Here is a 15606-nt window from a genome sequence, read left to right on the forward strand (position 1 = left end):
TGCCCCGGGACCCCTTCTCCACTTGGGGAAAACACATGCGTATTCGTGCCACCGTGGCTGCCGTTTCCGGCGCCCTGGCCCTCTCCGCTCTGGCAGTGCCGGCCGTTCAGGCCGATGAGAAGCCGAGCGCCGGTATCAACCTGCCGTCCGGCGCCGAGGTGTTCGGCGCGGAGGCCGCCGGAGCGCCGGCGGCCAAGGCCCGTACCGCCCGGGCGGCTGAGCGGCCCGTCATCAAGAAGGTCGTCGTCAACGGCGGCAAGGACGTCGTGGTGGGTGCGACGTCCAAGAAGAAGTTCACCATCTCGGTCACCGCCTCGTCGCCGTCCGGCATCGCCGACGCGTACGCCTTCCTGTGGCACGGCCACATCGACGAGGTCGACGGCATGATCGTGCCCACGCAGGAGACCGGCGACTGCAAGGTGTCGGCCAGCGCGACCACCTCCACCTGCACGGTCTCGATCACGGTCGACCCCAGGACCGAGGCGCTCTACACCAGCCAGGCGGGCTCCTGGAACGTCGCCGCCGGGGCGCTCGCCGCCACCGGCAGCGAGGACGACTTCATCTGGAACGACAAGGCCGCCAAGACCCGCGTCCAGCGCCTCTCCAAGCTGACGGTGAACGCCTCCCCGGAGCCCGTGAAGAAGGGCAAGACCATCACGGTCACCGGCAAGCTCACGCGCGCCAACTGGGACACCGGCACGTACAAGGGCTACGCGGCCCAGCCCGTGAAGCTCCAGTTCAAGAAGAAGGGCGCCAAGAGCTACACGACGGTCAAGACCGTCAAGACCAGCTCCACCGGTACCCTCAAGACCACGGTGAAGGCCTCCACGGACGGCTACTGGCGCTACAACTTCGCCGGCACGTCGACCACCCCGGCCGTCTCGGCCGCCGGTGACTTCCTCGACGTGAAGTAGCACGCCAAGCGGTACGGGAAGCAGTCCGTGCAGTCGCGGTAGCTGCCCTCGTTCATCGAAGGGCCCCCGGGAGGATCGCCTCCCGGGGGCCCTTCGCCTGCCGTCGTCCTACGCTCCGAAGCGCCGGCCCACCCACCGCCAGCTGAACTCCAGCAGGGCGGCCGCCGCCACCGCGATGCCGACCGCCGTCCACGGCATGGTCGTCCCGACCAGCTTCAGGGCGAAGAAGTCCTGGAGCCACGGCACCACGAGCACGATGAGGAAGCCGAGCCCCATCGCCGCCACCAGGCCGACGCGCCACCAGGTGTACGGGCGGGCGATGATCGCCAGGACCCACATGGAGACCAGGAACAGCGTCAGCGTCGCCGCGCTCGTCTCGGCCTCCAGCGCGCCCGCGCCGGCGTAGTGGTGGCGGGCCACCAGGTACGTGGTGAAGGTGGCCGCCGCCGCGATGGCGCCCGAGGGGATCGCGTACCGCATGACCCGGCGTACGAAGTGGGGCCGGGCGCGCTCCTTGTTCGGCGCGAGGGCCAGGAAGAACGCCGGGACGCCGATGGTCAGCGTGGACAGCAGCGTCAGGTGCCTGGGCAGGAACGGGTACTCCACCTGGAAGCAGACCACCAGGATAGCCAGCAGCACCGAGTACACGGTCTTGGTCAGGAAGAGCGTGGCGACCCGGGTGATGTTGCCGATCACCCGGCGGCCCTCGGCGACCACCGAGGGAAGCGTCGCGAAGCTGTTGTTCAGCAGCACGATCTGCGCCACGGCCCGCGTCGCCTCGGAGCCGGAGCCCATCGAGACCCCGATGTCGGAGTCCTTGAGGGCCAGCACGTCGTTGACGCCGTCGCCCGTCATCGCCACCGTGTGGCCGCGCGACTGGAGGGCGGCCACCATGTCCCGCTTCTGCTGCGGGGTGACCCGGCCGAAGACGGCGTGTCGTTCCATGGCCGTGGCCATCTCGTCCGGGGCGGTGGGCATCTGGCGGGCGTCGAGGGTGTTCTCCGCGCCCGCCAGGCCCAGCTTCCCGGCCACCGCGCCGACCGACACCGCGTTGTCGCCGGAGATGACCTTGGCGGCCACGTTCTGGTCGGCGAAGTAGGCGAGCGTCTCCTCGGCGTCCGGCCGCAGCCGCTGCTCCAGGACGACCAGGGCGGTGGGCACGGCCCCGTCGGCCGCACCGGGCGCGTCGAGCTCGCCCTGTACCCGCGCCAGCAGCAGCACCCGCAGGCCCTGCTCGTTGAGGTGCTCGATCTCGGTGAGCGTCTCGTCGTCGTCCGGGAGCAGCACGTCGGGGGCGCCGAGCAGCCAGGCGGAGGGGGTCCCGTCGCCCTCCTGGAACGCGGCGCCGCTGTACTTGCGGGCGGAGGAGAACGGCATCGCGCCGGTGACCGTCCAGCCGGCCCCCTCGCCCGCCGGGTACGCGTCGATGATGGCCTGGAGGCTGGCGTTGGGGCGGGGGTCGGAGGAGCCGAGGGAGCGCAGCACCTGGTGCACGTACGCCTCGTCGCTCCCGCCCAGCGGCCGGACCTCGGTGATGTCCATGCCGCCCTCGGTGAGGGTGCCGGTCTTGTCCAGGCAGACCACGTCGACCCGGGCGAGCCCTTCGATGGCGGGCAGCTCCTGCACCAGGCACTGCTTGCGGCCCAGGCGTACGACGCCGATGGCGAAGGCCACCGAGGTCAGCAGGACCAGCCCCTCGGGGATCATCGGGACGATGCCGCCGACGGTCCGGGCGACCGAGTCCTTGAAGTTGGTGTCCTTCACGACGAGCTGGCTGATGATCAGCCCGATCGCCGTCGGGACCATCATCCAGGTGACGTACTTCAGAATCGTGCTGATGCCGCTGCGCAGCTCGGAGTGGACGAGCGTGAAGCGCGACGCCTCCTCGGCGAGCTGGGCGGCGTACGCCTCGCGCCCCACCTTGGTCGCGGTGAAGGCGCCGCCGCCCGCGACGACGAAGCTGCCGGACATCACCGGGTCGCCGGCCCGCTTGATGACCGGGTCGGCCTCACCGGTCAGCAGCGACTCGTCGATCTCCAGGCTGTCGGCCTCGGCGACCGTGCCGTCCACGACCACCTTGTCGCCGGGGCCGAGCTCCACCACGTCGCCGAGGACGATCTCGTGGGTGGGGATCTCGGCGGCCCGCCCGTCGCGCCGCACGGTCGGCCTCGCCTCGCCGATCACCGCGAGGCTGTCCAGGGTCTTCTTGGCCCGCCACTCCTGGACGATCCCGATGCCGGTGTTGGCGACGATCACGAAGCCGAAGAGGCTGTCCTGGATCGGCGCGACGAACAGCATGATCACCCAGAGCACGCCGATGATCAGGTTGAACCGGGTGAGGACGTTGGCGCGGACGATCTCGGTGACCGACCGGGAGGACCGCACGGGTACGTCGTTGACCTCGCCCCGCGCCACCCGCTCGGCGACCTCGGCGGTGGTCAGGCCGGTGGCGTGGTGATCCGATGGCGGCAGGTCCACGGGGTGCACGGGATCGAGCTCCGCCCCCGCGTCGATCATGCCCGGCCGGGAGGGTCGGGGGGTCTGCTCCCCGGAGGAGTCGAGTGCCCGCTGCGTCATGGATTAGACGGTACGGGCGTGCGGCACGGATCACCCGCCGGGGGGCCGAAGATCCGACCAGGGGATGAACGGGGCGATCCCGTGGTCGTACGGGTGACCTCGCCCCTGGGGCTCAGGCCGTACGGTCGGTCCCGGTGCCGGTCCCCGTGCCCAGCGCGCCGTTCGCCGCCTCGGCCCCGGCGGCGTCCTTGGCCTCGGCCCGGGCCGCGTGCCGCTTGAGGGCGGCGTCGCGCCCGCGGACGTACCAGATGCCGATCAGTCCGAGCCCGGCGCCGGCCAGCGGGGTCCACGCCCACCAGGTGTGCCCGCGGTCGGCGAACCAGCCGTAGAAGGGGAGCTGGGCGAGGAAGAGGACGAACCAGAGGATCGTGCCGCCGACGACGGTGGAGACGACGGGCCCCTCCAGGGGCTCGGGCGCCTCGTGCTTCGCTGTCCACTTCTCCATGCGTTCAGTCTATGGGGCCCCGGTGCGGCGGGCCGGGGGCCGGTCGGCCCCGGGGGTCTACGCGCGGAGATAGCGATCTTCGCCTTATGTATTCATACTGAATCTGCTGTGGGCTGGCTCGAATTGTTCGTGCGAACATCCAATGTCGATCGTCGGTAACGCCGCCCTCCTTACCCCTACGTACGACTGAGGTCACCCATGTCCCCCTCGGCCACCGCTCCGGTCGACCCCCCGCAGCCCACGGCTCCGCAGCCCCAGGGCAGCCTGGACCGGTTCTTCAAGATCTCCGAGCGGGGGTCGACGGTCGCGCGCGAGTTCCGCGGCGGATTCGCCACGTTCTTCGCCATGGCGTACATCATCGTGCTCAACCCGATCATCCTGGGCAGCGCGAAGGACATGTACGGCCACCAGCTCGACAACGGTCAGCTGGTCACCGCCACCGTGCTCTCCGCCGCCTTCTCCACGCTGCTCATGGGTGTCATCGGCAACGTGCCGATCGCGCTCGCGGCCGGCCTCGGCGTCAACACCGTCGTCGCGCTCCAGCTCGCCCCCCGGATGAGCTGGCCCGACGCGATGGGCATGGTCGTCCTCGCGGGCGTCGTGGTCATGCTGCTGGTGGCGACCGGGCTGCGGGAGCGCGTGATGAACGCCGTACCGCGCTCCCTGCGCAAGGGCATCGCCATCGGCATCGGCTTCTTCATCCTCCTGATCGGCCTGGTCGACTCCGGCTTCGTCTCGCGCATCCCGGACGCCGCCCTCACCACCGTGCCGCTCCAGCTCGGCGGCGACGGCCACCTCACCGGCTGGCCGGTCCTCGTCTTCGTGCTGGGGGCGCTGCTCACGCTGGCGCTGATCGTGCGCAAGGTGCCCGGCGCGATCCTCATCTCGATCATCACCATGACGGTCGTCGCCGTGATCATCGACGCGGTGGCGGGTCTGCCGGAGGGTTCCTGGGGTCTGACGGCGCCCGCGTGGCCGGGGAACCCCGTCTCCGCGCCGGACTTCGGGCTGCTCGGTGAGGTCAGCCTCTTCGGGGGCTTCGGGAAGGTCGGTCTGCTGACCGGCGTCCTCTTCGTCTTCACCGTGCTGCTGTCCTGCTTCTTCGACGCGATGGGCACGATCCTCGGCGTCGGCGACGAGGCGAAGCTGATGGACCAGGAGGGGAACTTCCCCGGCATCAACAAGGTGCTGCTCGTGGACGGCATCGCGGTCGCCGCGGGCGGCGCGAGCTCCTCCTCCGCCACCACCTGCTTCGTGGAGTCCACCGCGGGCGTCGGAGAGGGCGCCCGCACCGGACTGGCGAGCGTGGTGACCGGTCTGCTCTTCTCGGTGGCGCTGTTCCTCACACCGCTGGCGACCATGGTCCCGTCGCAGGCGGCCACGCCCGCCCTGCTGGCGGTCGGCTTCCTGATCATCGCGGGCTCGGTACGGGACATCGACTGGAGCGACCACACGCTCGCGATCCCGGCGTTCCTGGCGATGGTGATGATGCCGTTCACGTACTCGATCACCAACGGCATCGGCATCGGCTTCATCGCCTTCTCCGTGCTGCGGCTGGCGGCGGGCCGGGGCCGTGAGGTCCCGATCGCGATGTACGTGGTGTCGGCGGTCTTCGTCTTCTCCTACGCGATGCCGGCCCTCGGCCTCACGTGACCGGTGGCGTCACGCTCCTCCTGGAGTCGCCGTAGAACTTCTCCGTCTCGTCGACGGCCGCCTTGAAGCGCTCGTCGAAGTCGTCGCGGATGAGCGTCCGGACCACGTAGTCCTGGACGCTCATTCCGCGTTTGGCGGCGTGCTGCCGGAGCCGGTCGAGCAGCTCACCGTCTATCCGCAGGCTGAGCACTGTCGATCCCATGCCAAGCAGGGTCGCCGCCCGGGGGCGCTTTTCGCGTCACTTTCCGCCGCGGTCTCACTCGTTCGGGTGATCGGTTTCTCGCGCGCGTACCACCGGGTGGTATTTAGGTTGGGTAATGAGTTACGCTAACAAACATGCCTGACCTGATCCACGACGGTGCCAGTGCCGCCGCCGTGAGCTCCCTCCGCTCAGCCGTGATGCTGCTGGGCCGGCGCCTGAAGCACCAACGCGTCGACGAATCGCTGAGCCCCACCGAGATGTCGGTGCTCGGCACCCTGGCCCGCTGCGGCTCGGCCACCCCCGGCGAGCTGGCCCGCAAGGAGCACGTGCAGCCCCCGTCGATGACCCGCATCGTCGCGCTGCTGGAAGCGAAGGGACTCGTCAGGCTGGAACCGCACCCCGATGACCGTCGGCAGAAGATGGTCAGCCAGACCGAGCAGGCCGAGGCCATGCTCGCGGAGAGCCGCACCAAGCGGAACGCCTGGCTGGCCCACCTCGCCGAGGGCCTGGACGAGGACGAGTGGGAGACGCTGCGGGCCGCCGCGCCCGTGCTGGAGAAGCTCGCCCACCTGTGACCCCGCAGGCGCACCGGCGTGATGCCTGACCCGTACCGGATGGGACCACCGGTACGGGGAAGACGATCAGCCGGTACCGGCACACCGCCGGCCCCGGACGATCACCGCCGGAGCGCCCGTCGTCACGTCCTCGTCGGACCGCACGCCGCAGACGTATGAGGAGATGAACCCTTTTGAGTACGGGATCCGGAGCAGACTCCGCCCCCGCACCGACTTCCACCCACGAGAGCAAGACCGGCGGGACCTTCTCGTCGCTGAAGATCCGTAACTACCGCCTGTTCGCCACGGGCGCCGTGATCTCCAACACCGGTACCTGGATGTCCCGCATCACGCAGGACTGGCTCGTGCTGAGCCTGACGGGTTCCGCGACGGCCGTGGGCATCACCACGGCCCTCCAGTTCCTTCCCATGCTGCTCTTCGGCCTGTACGGCGGTGTCATCGCCGACCGCCTCCCGAAGCGGCGGATCCTGCTCGTCAGCCAGGCCATGCTCGGCCTGTGCGGTATCGCGCTGGCCGTCCTGACCCTGTCCGGCGCCATCGAGGTCTGGCACGTCTATCTGGTCGCCTTCCTCCTCGGCATGGTGACCGTCGTCGACAACCCGGCCCGCCAGTCGTTCGTCTCCGAGATGGTCGGCCCCGCGCAGCTCCGCAACGCGGTCAGCCTGAACTCGGCGAACTTCCAGTCCGCCCGGCTCATCGGCCCCGCCGTCGCGGGTGTCCTGATCACCACGGTCGGCAGCGGCTGGGCGTTCCTGCTCAACGGTCTCTCCTTCCTGGCCCCGCTCGTCGGCCTGCTGATGATGCGGACGAGCGAACTGCACGCCTCGGTGCGGGTGCCCCGCGCCAAGGGGCAGCTGCGGGAAGGGCTGCGGTACGTCCGCGGGCGCCCCGAGCTGGTCTGGCCGATCGTCCTGGTCGGCTTCGTCGGCACGTTCGGCTTCAACTTCCCGATCTGGCTCACCGCCTTCGCCGACGGGGTCTTCGACGGCGGCGCCGGGATGTACTCGTTCTTCAACATCCTGATGGCCGCCGGTTCGCTGGCCGGCGCACTGCTCTCGGCCCGCCGCCGCTCCACGCGGCTGCGGATGCTGGTGGCGGCGGGCACGGCGTTCGGGCTGCTGGAGATCGCCGCCTCGCTGTCCCCGTCGGTCTGGCTGTTCTCGATCCTGCTGGTCCCGATCGGCATGCTCGGCCTGACGACGAACATCACCGCGAACACCAGCGTGCAGATGGCCGCCGACCCCGGGATGCGGGGCCGGGTGATGAGCCTGTACATGATGGTCTTCGCCGGGGGTACGCCGGTGGGCGCCCCGATCGTCGGCTGGATCAGCGACACGTACGGCGCCCGCGTCGGCTTCGCGTCCGGCGGTGCGATCTCCGTGATCGCCGCCCTGGCCGTCGGCTTCGCCCTCGCCCGCGTCGGCGGCCTGCGCCTGAAGGTGGACCTCCGCCCGGGCCGCCCGCGCGTGCGCTTCGTACCACGCGAGCAGCTGGCGACGGCTGCGTAGGACACCCGGAAACCGCCCCCTCCCGGTCCGGGAGGGGGCGGTTTCCGTCGTTGTGGGTCAGTCGCGGGGGAAGGCGTCGGTCTTCAGGACCAGGTCCATCGAGGTGCCGGTGAGATCGACGTCGAGGCCGAAGTCGACGACGAGCTTCTTGTGGTAGTCGCCGTCCTTCGGCTCCGAGTGGAGGAGGCAGCGACCCACGTACGGGTCGACGATGAGGAACGCGGGGACGCCGGCGGTCGCGTAGGCGTCCTTCTTGGGCCCGTAGTCGGCCGCGGCCGTTCCCTTGGAGATGACCTCGCCGACGAACTCGATGTGCTCGGGGAGCCAGCGTCCGCGGCTGTCCTTGGCCGCCTGGTCGAAGAGCTTCACGATGTCGGGGGCGAAGCCGTTGCCTTCGCCGAAGTCGATGCGTACGTCCGAAAGCAGCCGGTCCTCGGCGAATCGGGGCAGCAGCTGCTTGATGATGGCCAGAATGATGCGCCAGTGCGTGTCCCGCTGCGGCGACATATGGACGGTCCCCTCGACGATCTCGACCTTGAATCCCTCGGGGGTGGGCTCAAGCCACTCGAACATCTCGTCCAGAGTCAGCTCGTCGCTGATGTCGGCCATGTCGATCCTGTCGGTGTCTACGACGGTCATCGTGCCGCTCCTCCCCGCTACCGCACGGGCGTGCGGGCAGCCGCGTAGGACAACGATAGGCCTGGGCATCAGGACACGCCCGGACTTGCTTACGCCGACCCGGGCCCGGGAGGTGGTACGGGCCTGGGCGCGGGGCCGGTGGGCGGTGCGGTTAGGCTCGAAGGGTGGACCCGAAGACCAGAAACCGCATCATGGCGGCCGTGCTCGTGCTCATGTTCGTCGTCGTCGCCGTGGCGGCCGCCTTCGGCGGCTGAGGCGGGCGGCCTACCCGGTGCGGTGGGCGTGTCCGGCGTGGTGGGCGGCGCCCCCTCGCCGCGCTGAGCCAGCACCACCGCGCCGACGACCCCCGCCGCGCCCAGCAGCTGGAGCGGTCCCAGGGTCTGCCCCATGAAGAGGTAGCCCAGGACCGTGGCGCACAGGGGCGAGGCGAACGACAGGAACGAGGCCGCCAGCGCCGGCAGCCGCGCTATGCCGTTGAACCACACGACGTACGCGAGCAGCGCCCCGATGATGCCCAGGTAGGCGAAGCCGCCGACGTTGGTCCAGGTCAGGCGGTCCGGGAGGGGTTCGCCGAGCAGGGTGACGGGGAGCAGTGCCAGGCCGCCGACGGTGAGCTGCCACCCGGTGAAGGCCAGCAGCGGGACCCCTTCGGGGCGTCCCCAGCGCTTGGTGAGCACGATGCCCGACGCCATGCACACGGCTCCCAGCAGTCCGGCGAGGACACCGACGCCGTCCAGGCCGGCCTGCGGCTGGAGGACCAGCAGCGCGACCCCCGTGGCGGCGAGTGCGCAGGCGCCGATGTGCAGGGGGCGTATGCGGGCGCCGAGCAGGAGCGGGCCGAGCAGCAGCACGATCATCGGCTGGACGGTCATGACGAGGGCCGCCACCCCGCCCGGCAGGTGGTAGGCGGCGAGGAAGAGGAAGTAGAAGAAGGCGCCGATGTTCAGGACGCCGAGCACGGTCGCCCGCACCCACCAGATGCCCTGGGGCAGGACGCGGGTCACCAGGAGCAGGATCAGCCCGGCGGGCAGGGCGCGCACGGTGGAGGCGAGCAGCGGCCGGTCGGGCGGCAGGAACTCCGTGGTGACCAGGTAGGTGGAGCCCCAGACGGCGGGGGCGAGGGCGGTGAGGAGGGAGATCCTGACCGAGCGGTGCCGGTCGGCCATGGCGGGCTCCTGGAGGTGTTGGCGGGGAATCATTCGACGTCGAACTATCTCCCGTGGAACAGAAAAGTAGGGCAGGGAGTAGGCTGACGTCAAACAGTTCGATGTGGAAGTATCCGGTGGGGAAGTCTCCGGTGGGGATGAGGCCGGGCGGTGAACGGCGATGGGACGAGGTGGGGCGTACATGCGCGACTCGGTGGACGACTTCCTGGACCAGTGGGCCGCCCTGCGGTCGGACCTGGATCTGGAGGCCATGGGCGCGGTGGGCAGGCTCCTGCGGCTGACCCGGCTCGTGAGCAAGGAGGTCAGCAGCTACTTCGCCGAACACGGCCTGGAGCGCTGGGAGTTCGACGTCCTCGCCACCCTCCGCCGCAGCGACCGCCCGCTCACCCCCAAGGAGCTCGCCGCGAACGTCATGGTCAGCTCCGCCGCGCTGACCAACCGGATCGATCGGCTGGCCGCCCGTGGCCTGGTGGCCCGGGGAGCCGTGCCCGGTGACCGGCGCAGCCTGCATGTCACGCTCACCGACGCCGGACGGACGCTCGTCGACGGCACCGTCGAGGGCCATGTGCGCAACGAGCGCAGGATGCTCGCCGCGCTGGACGCGGAGGACTGCGAGGAGCTGAACCGGCTGCTGCGCACGCTGGTGGTCACGCTGGAGGGCGGCCGCTGAAGGCCGGCTTCCCACGCCCTCGGCCGACGCGCTCGGCCGACGTGTCCGGGGCGCGCGCTTGCCTGGAGTGGACTCGAAGGAGTTGGCTGGGGCGTCATGAAGTACACACAGCTCGGACGCACCGGACTCAAGGTCAGCCGACTCGTCCTCGGGACGATGAACTTCGGCCCGCAGACCAACGAGTCGGACAGCCACGCGATCATGGACTCCGCGCTCGGCGCGGGCCTGAACTTCTTCGACACCGCCAATGTCTACGGCTGGGGTGAGAACAAGGGGCGCACCGAGGAGATCCTCGGCACCTGGTTCGCCCAGGGCGGCGGCCGCCGCGACAAGGTGGTCCTGGCCACCAAGATGTACGCGAACATGGCCCCCGAGGGCGATGCCTGGCCCAACCACGACAAGCTCTCCGCCGTGAACATCCGGCGCGCGGTCGACGCCTCGCTCAAGCGGCTCCAGACGGACCACATCGACGTCTACCAGTTCCACCACGTCGACCGGGACACCCCGTTCGAGGAGATCTGGCAGGCGATCGACGTCCTGGTCCAACAGGGCAAGATCCTGTACGCGGGTTCCTCGAACTTCCCCGGCTACAAGATCGCCCAGGCCAACGAGCAGGCGGCCCGGCGCGGTTCGCTCGGCCTGGTCAGCGAGCAGTGCATCTACAACCTCGCCGAGCGCCGCGCCGAGATGGAGGTCATCCCGGCCGCGCAGGAGTACGGCCTCGGAGTCATCCCCTGGTCGCCGCTGCACGGCGGTCTGCTGGGCGGGGTCATCAAGAAGGAGGCCAAGGACGGCCGCCGCGCCTCGGGCCGCTCGGCCGAATCGCTGGCCAGCAGCACGGTCCGCGCCCAGGTCCAGGCGTACGAGGACCTGCTGGAGAAGCACGGCCTGGAGCCCGGCGAGGCGGCCCTGGCCTGGCTGCTGACCCGCCCCGGCGTCACCGGCCCGATCGTCGGCCCGCGCACCGCCGAACAGCTGGACAGCGCCCTGCGCGCGCTGGAGCTGGAACTCCCCGAGGCCGTACTCACCGGCCTGGACGAGATCTTCCCCGGCCCGGGCCCGTCGCCGGAGGCCTTCGCCTGGTGAGGTGAGCCGGAGCGGGTCCTGCGGCCGCCGCTCTCCGGAGTGGCGGCCGCACGGCTGCGGCAACAGAGCGAGCGACGGACCCGTACCCCCGCGCGCCCTGCGGCAGCCACCGCCTCACGGGGTCAGGACGAGACGTCCCCGTACTCCGCCCTTCGCGAGCCGGGCGTGCGCCTGGGCCGCCTCCTCCGGCCGGTACGTCGCCGCGACCCGGGTCGTCAGCGCGCCCCGGTCCAGTCGTCAGCGCGCCCCGGTCCACCAGGGCCGCCAGTTCGGCCAGGCGGGCCCCGTCCGCCTCCACCTCGACCACCTCCACCCGGACGCCCCGCTCGGCCGGCGGCACCGTGTTCGGGATCACTCCGGCGTAACCTGGGCGCCGTGAACGCCACTCCCCGAGTCCTCGCCGCCTTGAACGACATCCTCGCCTCCGCCGCACCCGGCGAACGCGGGGCGCTGTGGCAACTGGCCGAGCAGGGGCGGGAGCTGGACGCGAACCTGGTGCGGCTGCCGGCCGGTGCGGAGGTCGGCGAGCATCAGGAGGACGTGCTCGATGTGCTCCTGGTCGTGCTGGAGGGCGGGGGACGAGTCCGTGTGGGGGACGGGGGGCCGGCGCTGGGCCCGGGCGCCGTCATCTGGCTGCCCCGCACCTCCCGCCGGGCCCTCGCCGCGGGCCCGGACGGGCTCACGTACCTCACCGTCCACCGCCGCCGCCCCGGCCTCACGATCAAGCCGCCGGGCGGGGCGTACGAGGGGGGCGAAGGGCCCTGCCTGCCGGACCGGGTCTGCCCGGAGTGCGGGCGGCTCTCCGCGGACCCCGCGCCGGTCTTCTGCAGCCGGTGCGGACAGCGGTTTCCGGAGCGGTGAGCCCGCTCCGGTGAACCCCTCCCGGTACCGCCCCGCTCAGTGACCCTCGCACTCCGTCAGGTCGGGCCGGCCCGGTGGGTTCTTGTTGTCCATCAGGGCCGACAGGTTCTTCGTGTACATGTCCTCCCAGGCCTTGCCGCGCATGATCTCCCGCAGCGCCGAACACACCTCGGTCTTCAGCCCCCGGGAACCGGGACGCATCGCCACGCCGTACCCCTCCGCGCCCTGGATGTTCTCCAGCCGCCGCACCTTGCCCGGATTCGCCTTCACATAGCCCGCGAGGATGATGTCGTCCGAGGCCACCGCGTAGACGTCCGACGTCACGTCCAGCAGCTGGTCCAGGCAGTCCTGGTAGGTGTTGGGCTGGGACTCCGTCATGGTGAAGCCCCTCTTGGGCAGCTCCGTCTCGTACGTCGAATCCCGTGCCGTGCACACCTCGACGCCCAGCCGGCGCAGGTCGCTGGAGTCCTCGATCGTGTACTTGCCGGACTTCTCACGGACCAGGAAGCTCCGGCTCGCCTCGTAGTACGGGCCCGCGAAGTCGACACTGTCCTTGCCGGGCGACGCGCTCTTCCGTTCGGGCGTGATGCTGTACGAGGCGATGACCAGGTCCACCCCCTTCGTCCTGAGGGCGGTGCTCCGGTAGTCGGTCGGGACCGTGGTGAAGGCGACCTCGTCCCGGCGGTACCCCATGTGTCCGGCGACCGCGTAGGCGAGGTCGATGTCGTAACCGGCGTACGTCTTCGTCTTCCCGTCGTACTTGCTCAGGCCCGGCTGGTCGTCCTTGACGCCGATCTTCAGGGTGGGGTTCGTGTCCTTCCACTTCTGCGTCAAGGCGCTGCCACCCCGGCCGCCGGAGCCGGTGGTGGTGCTGCCGCCTTCGGCCCCGTCGCCCTCGCCGACGCCCTGCGCGACCAGCCAGCCCGCCGTGCCCAGCAGGGCCACGCACAGGGTCGCCGTCGCCGTCCTCAGCCACGGCCGCTTCCGACGGCCGCCCCGCGCCCGCTGCCCGTCCGGTGCCCGAGGGGCGGCGGCGGGAGGCCCGAGGGGCTCCGGAACGGGACCGGGCTCGGCTTCGGAGACGGCCGTCGGCGGGTGCGCGGTCGCGCCGGTGGCCGTCACGTCCGGCCCGAACGGGTCGCCCAGCACCTCCCGCAGCATCGCCTCCGCCGTGGCCGCGTCCAGGCGCTCGCCGGGGTCCGTGAACAGCAGCCCCTGGATCACCGGGGCGAGCGGACCGGCGTACCGCAGGACCGGGTCGGGGGAGTGCCGGATGTTCTCCTGGACCTCCCAGACCTCGCCGCCGGCGAACGGGACCCGGCCCTCGACCATCTCGTACAGCGTGATCCCCAGCGCCCACAGGTCGGAGGCGGGGGTGGGACCGCGGGAGCCGGGCGCGAAGAGTTCGGGCGCCAGGTACGGGGGCGTACCGATGACGCTGCCGGACCGGGTCACCTGGGCGGCGCCCTCGAACGTCGCGATCCCGAAGTCCACCAGGATCGCCGGCCCGTCCTCCCGGACCAGCACATTGCCCGGCTTCACATCGCGGTGGACGACCGAGGCCGCGTGCACCGCCCGCAGGCCCTGGAGGACCTGGAGGCCGATGTCCGCCGCCCTCGGTACGGCGAGCACCTTCTCACCGCGCAGCAGGTCCGCCAGGGATCTGGCTTCGAGGAGCTTCATCACGATCCAGACCTGGTTGTCGGTCTCGACCTGGTCGTGGACCGTCACCACGTTCGGGTGCTCGATCTTGGCGATCGCCTCCGCCTCCCGGCGCGCCCGCTGCATCGCGGCGGCCTGGGTGCCGGCGGTCATCGCGTTCCGGTCGAGCAGGCCCTTCACGGCGACGAAGCGGCGCAGCCGCCGGTCGTGGGCCCTCCACACCTCGCCCATACCGCCGCTGCCGATCGGTTCCAGCAGCTCGTAGCGGCCCTCGATCACCACGTTCGGGCGGCGGCGGTCCGAGGAGGCCTCGCGCTGCGGTGTCCGGGGCCATTCCTGCGCGGTCCCGGAGTCCGCGCGCTGGAGGTCCTCGCCCGCCCAGCGGTCCTCGGGGCCACCGGCGGCCCCGCCGTCCGCGGCCCTGTCTTCGCCTCGCATGCGACCCCCTGTGCACTACATGGACCAGGCAACAGTAGACGTTCCGTCAGGACCGCACAGGACGGAACGGGAACGTGTCCCGTAGCCGGCTCAGGGGGCCACGCCGCCGTTGCTCTTCAGCAACTGCCCGTTGACCCACTGGCCTTGCGGCGAGCACAGGAAGTCCACCAGATGCGCGGTGTCCCGCGGGGTGCCGAGGCGGCCGAGCGGGGTGGCCCGGGCCACCGCCTCCCGCAGTTCGTCGTTCATCCACCCCGTGTCCACCGGGCCGGGGTTGATGACGTTCGCCGTCACCCCGAGGTGGGCCAGCTCGTGCGCGGCGGCCAGGGTGATGCGGTCCAGGGCGCCCTTGCTCGCGCCGTAGGGCAGGTTGCCGACGGTGTGGTCGCTGGTGAGCGCGACGATGCGGCCCGTCGCCGTACCGGGCACACCGCTGCGGAAGCGGAGCCCGTACTCGCGGATCAGCAGCCAACTGGCCCGCGCGTTCACGGCGAAGTGCCGGTCGAACGCCTCCACGGTGGTGTCCAGCAGCCCCGAGTCCACCGACTCCGCGTGGGAGAGGACGAGCGCGGTGACCGGGCCGAGACCCTGCTCCGCCGCGTCGAAGATGCGGGTGGCGGCGTCGGGGTCGGTCAGATCCGCCTCGATCGCCGCCGTACGGGCTCCGGCGCTCTCCAGCTCCCGCGCGATGGACGCGGCGGCCCCGTCCTCGGCGCCCCACTCCATGCGCCGGTCGTAGGGCGTCCAGTAGGTGAAGGCGACGTCCCAGCCGGAGGCCGCGAGCCGGCGGGCGATACCCGCGCCGATCCCGATGCTGCGTCCGACGCCCGTGCTGAGGGCGACGGGGCGGGTGGGAGCCGGGGCCGGCCGGCGGGCGTGCCCCTTGCCCGGCTCCGGGGCGGAGGACCGTGCGCTCGGCTCCCCGCCCGGCTCCGGGGCGGAGGACCGTGAGCTCGGCTCCCCGCCCGGCTCCGGGGCGGACGAGGGCTGTTCGTCGATCGTCACGGGCCGATCCTTCGTGACCCGTACGCGTACGTCAACGAGGTTGCGCCGAGGTGAGTGAACGCCCCCTCGTCCCCGTACAACCCTCGGGCCCCATAAGTGGTCTCACCTGCACCGGGCGCTACGTACGCTGGGCCGAAACCCTGGCGGGAGCCGGGGGCCGGGTCCCGTGCGCAGTCGGGCCGGAACACCGAACCGGATGGCCGTA

General features: G+C 71.1%; 15 protein-coding genes. 7 read left to right on the forward strand and 8 right to left on the reverse strand.

Translation table 11 applies throughout. The features are described from left to right. Positions 1-35: 35 nt before the first annotated feature. The gene (locus tag ACIQAK_RS13070; protein WP_366390392.1) at positions 36-914 is read left to right on the forward strand and encodes a calcium-binding protein; all 879 of its coding nucleotides are present in this window, start codon (positions 36-38) and stop codon (positions 912-914) included. 108 nt (positions 915-1022) lie between these two features. On the opposite strand, the gene ACIQAK_RS13075 is transcribed toward ACIQAK_RS13070, so the two are convergent. Both ACIQAK_RS13075 and ACIQAK_RS13080 read right to left on the reverse strand, forming a co-directional pair. Beyond that, the gene (locus tag ACIQAK_RS13075) at positions 1023-3491 is read right to left on the reverse strand and encodes an HAD-IC family P-type ATPase (RefSeq protein ID WP_366390393.1); all 2469 of its coding nucleotides are present in this window, start codon (positions 3489-3491) and stop codon (positions 1023-1025) included. 112 nt (positions 3492-3603) lie between these two features. Continuing rightward, on the reverse strand, positions 3604-3936 hold the full coding sequence (locus ACIQAK_RS13080) for a DUF2530 domain-containing protein (protein ID WP_366390394.1): 333 nt from the start codon (positions 3934-3936) through the stop codon (positions 3604-3606). 198 nt (positions 3937-4134) lie between these two features. Here ACIQAK_RS13080 and ACIQAK_RS13085 point away from each other — a divergent pair, with 198 nt between their 5' ends. Beyond that, on the forward strand, positions 4135-5589 hold the full coding sequence (locus ACIQAK_RS13085) for an NCS2 family permease (protein ID WP_366390395.1): 1455 nt from the start codon (positions 4135-4137) through the stop codon (positions 5587-5589). On the opposite strand, the gene ACIQAK_RS13090 is transcribed toward ACIQAK_RS13085, so the two are convergent. Continuing rightward, complete coding sequence (locus tag ACIQAK_RS13090) at positions 5582-5791, reverse strand: hypothetical protein (RefSeq protein ID WP_366390396.1); 210 nt, start codon at positions 5789-5791, stop codon at positions 5582-5584. The two genes, ACIQAK_RS13085 and ACIQAK_RS13090, sit on opposite strands and share 8 nt — an antisense overlap. A 134-nt stretch (positions 5792-5925) precedes the next feature. Here ACIQAK_RS13090 and ACIQAK_RS13095 point away from each other — a divergent pair, with 134 nt between their 5' ends. Next, positions 5926-6366 carry a MarR family transcriptional regulator gene (locus tag ACIQAK_RS13095; RefSeq protein WP_366390397.1) on the forward strand — a complete coding sequence of 147 codons (441 nt, stop codon included), beginning with the start codon at positions 5926-5928 and terminating at the stop codon, positions 6364-6366. Positions 6367-6539: 173 nt separating this feature from the next. Then, complete coding sequence (locus ACIQAK_RS13100; protein WP_366390398.1) at positions 6540-7874, forward strand: MFS transporter; 1335 nt, start codon at positions 6540-6542, stop codon at positions 7872-7874. Between the two features lie 57 nt (positions 7875-7931). Here the strand turns inward: ACIQAK_RS13100 and ACIQAK_RS13105 are convergent, their stop codons facing one another. Both ACIQAK_RS13105 and ACIQAK_RS13110 read right to left on the reverse strand, forming a co-directional pair. Continuing rightward, positions 7932-8513 carry a Uma2 family endonuclease gene (locus tag ACIQAK_RS13105; protein WP_366390399.1) on the reverse strand — a complete coding sequence of 194 codons (582 nt, stop codon included), beginning with the start codon at positions 8511-8513 and terminating at the stop codon, positions 7932-7934. An 89-nt stretch (positions 8514-8602) separates the two neighbouring features. Further along, complete coding sequence (locus ACIQAK_RS13110; protein WP_366390400.1) at positions 8603-9679, reverse strand: EamA family transporter; 1077 nt, start codon at positions 9677-9679, stop codon at positions 8603-8605. 181 nt (positions 9680-9860) lie between these two features. Here ACIQAK_RS13110 and ACIQAK_RS13115 point away from each other — a divergent pair, with 181 nt between their 5' ends. Together ACIQAK_RS13115 and ACIQAK_RS13120 are read left to right on the forward strand one after the other, a co-directional pair. Further along, positions 9861-10349 carry a MarR family transcriptional regulator gene (locus tag ACIQAK_RS13115; RefSeq protein ID WP_366390401.1) on the forward strand — a complete coding sequence of 163 codons (489 nt, stop codon included), beginning with the start codon at positions 9861-9863 and terminating at the stop codon, positions 10347-10349. A 96-nt stretch (positions 10350-10445) separates the two neighbouring features. Continuing rightward, a complete protein-coding gene (locus ACIQAK_RS13120; RefSeq protein WP_366390402.1) occupies positions 10446-11435 on the forward strand; it encodes an aldo/keto reductase in 990 nt (329 codons plus the stop codon). 114 nt (positions 11436-11549) lie between these two features. On the opposite strand, the gene ACIQAK_RS13125 is transcribed toward ACIQAK_RS13120, so the two are convergent. Beyond that, positions 11550-11669, reverse strand: a complete 120-nt coding sequence (locus ACIQAK_RS13125; protein ID WP_401848083.1) for a zinc-binding dehydrogenase — start codon at positions 11667-11669, stop codon at positions 11550-11552. Between the two features lie 141 nt (positions 11670-11810). Between ACIQAK_RS13125 and ACIQAK_RS13130 the strand changes: the two genes are divergently transcribed. Next, positions 11811-12296, forward strand: a complete 486-nt coding sequence (locus tag ACIQAK_RS13130) for a hypothetical protein (protein WP_366390403.1) — start codon at positions 11811-11813, stop codon at positions 12294-12296. A gap of 36 nt (positions 12297-12332) precedes the next feature. On the opposite strand, the gene ACIQAK_RS13135 is transcribed toward ACIQAK_RS13130, so the two are convergent. Both ACIQAK_RS13135 and ACIQAK_RS13140 read right to left on the reverse strand, forming a co-directional pair. Next, positions 12333-14396, reverse strand: coding sequence for a serine/threonine-protein kinase (locus ACIQAK_RS13135; RefSeq protein WP_366390404.1), 2064 nt, complete (start codon positions 14394-14396; stop codon positions 12333-12335). A 90-nt stretch (positions 14397-14486) separates the two neighbouring features. After that, on the reverse strand, positions 14487-15401 hold the full coding sequence (locus ACIQAK_RS13140; RefSeq protein WP_366390405.1) for an SDR family oxidoreductase: 915 nt from the start codon (positions 15399-15401) through the stop codon (positions 14487-14489). Between the last annotated feature and the right edge of the window lie 205 nt (positions 15402-15606).

The organism is Streptomyces sp. NPDC088706 (assembly GCF_044752765.1).
In the GTDB taxonomy this organism is placed as follows: Bacteria; Actinomycetota; Actinomycetes; order Streptomycetales; family Streptomycetaceae; genus Streptomyces.

Excerpts from the sequence above, each read along its gene's own strand:
- ACIQAK_RS13070 (WP_366390392.1), top strand. The coding sequence starts at position 36 with ATGCGTATTCGTGCCACCGTGGCTGCCGTTTCCGGCGCCCTGGCCCTC.
- ACIQAK_RS13075 (WP_366390393.1), bottom strand. The coding sequence starts at position 3,491 with ATGACGCAGCGGGCACTCGACTCCTCCGGGGAGCAGACCCCCCGACCC.
- ACIQAK_RS13080 (WP_366390394.1), bottom strand. The coding sequence starts at position 3,936 with ATGGAGAAGTGGACAGCGAAGCACGAGGCGCCCGAGCCCCTGGAGGGG.
- ACIQAK_RS13085 (WP_366390395.1), top strand. The coding sequence starts at position 4,135 with ATGTCCCCCTCGGCCACCGCTCCGGTCGACCCCCCGCAGCCCACGGCT.
- ACIQAK_RS13090 (WP_366390396.1), bottom strand. The coding sequence starts at position 5,791 with ATGGGATCGACAGTGCTCAGCCTGCGGATAGACGGTGAGCTGCTCGAC.
- ACIQAK_RS13095 (WP_366390397.1), top strand. The coding sequence starts at position 5,926 with ATGCCTGACCTGATCCACGACGGTGCCAGTGCCGCCGCCGTGAGCTCC.
- ACIQAK_RS13105 (WP_366390399.1), bottom strand. The coding sequence starts at position 8,513 with ATGACCGTCGTAGACACCGACAGGATCGACATGGCCGACATCAGCGAC.
- ACIQAK_RS13110 (WP_366390400.1), bottom strand. The coding sequence starts at position 9,679 with ATGGCCGACCGGCACCGCTCGGTCAGGATCTCCCTCCTCACCGCCCTC.
- ACIQAK_RS13115 (WP_366390401.1), top strand. The coding sequence starts at position 9,861 with ATGCGCGACTCGGTGGACGACTTCCTGGACCAGTGGGCCGCCCTGCGG.
- ACIQAK_RS13120 (WP_366390402.1), top strand. The coding sequence starts at position 10,446 with ATGAAGTACACACAGCTCGGACGCACCGGACTCAAGGTCAGCCGACTC.
- ACIQAK_RS13135 (WP_366390404.1), bottom strand. The coding sequence starts at position 14,396 with ATGCGAGGCGAAGACAGGGCCGCGGACGGCGGGGCCGCCGGTGGCCCC.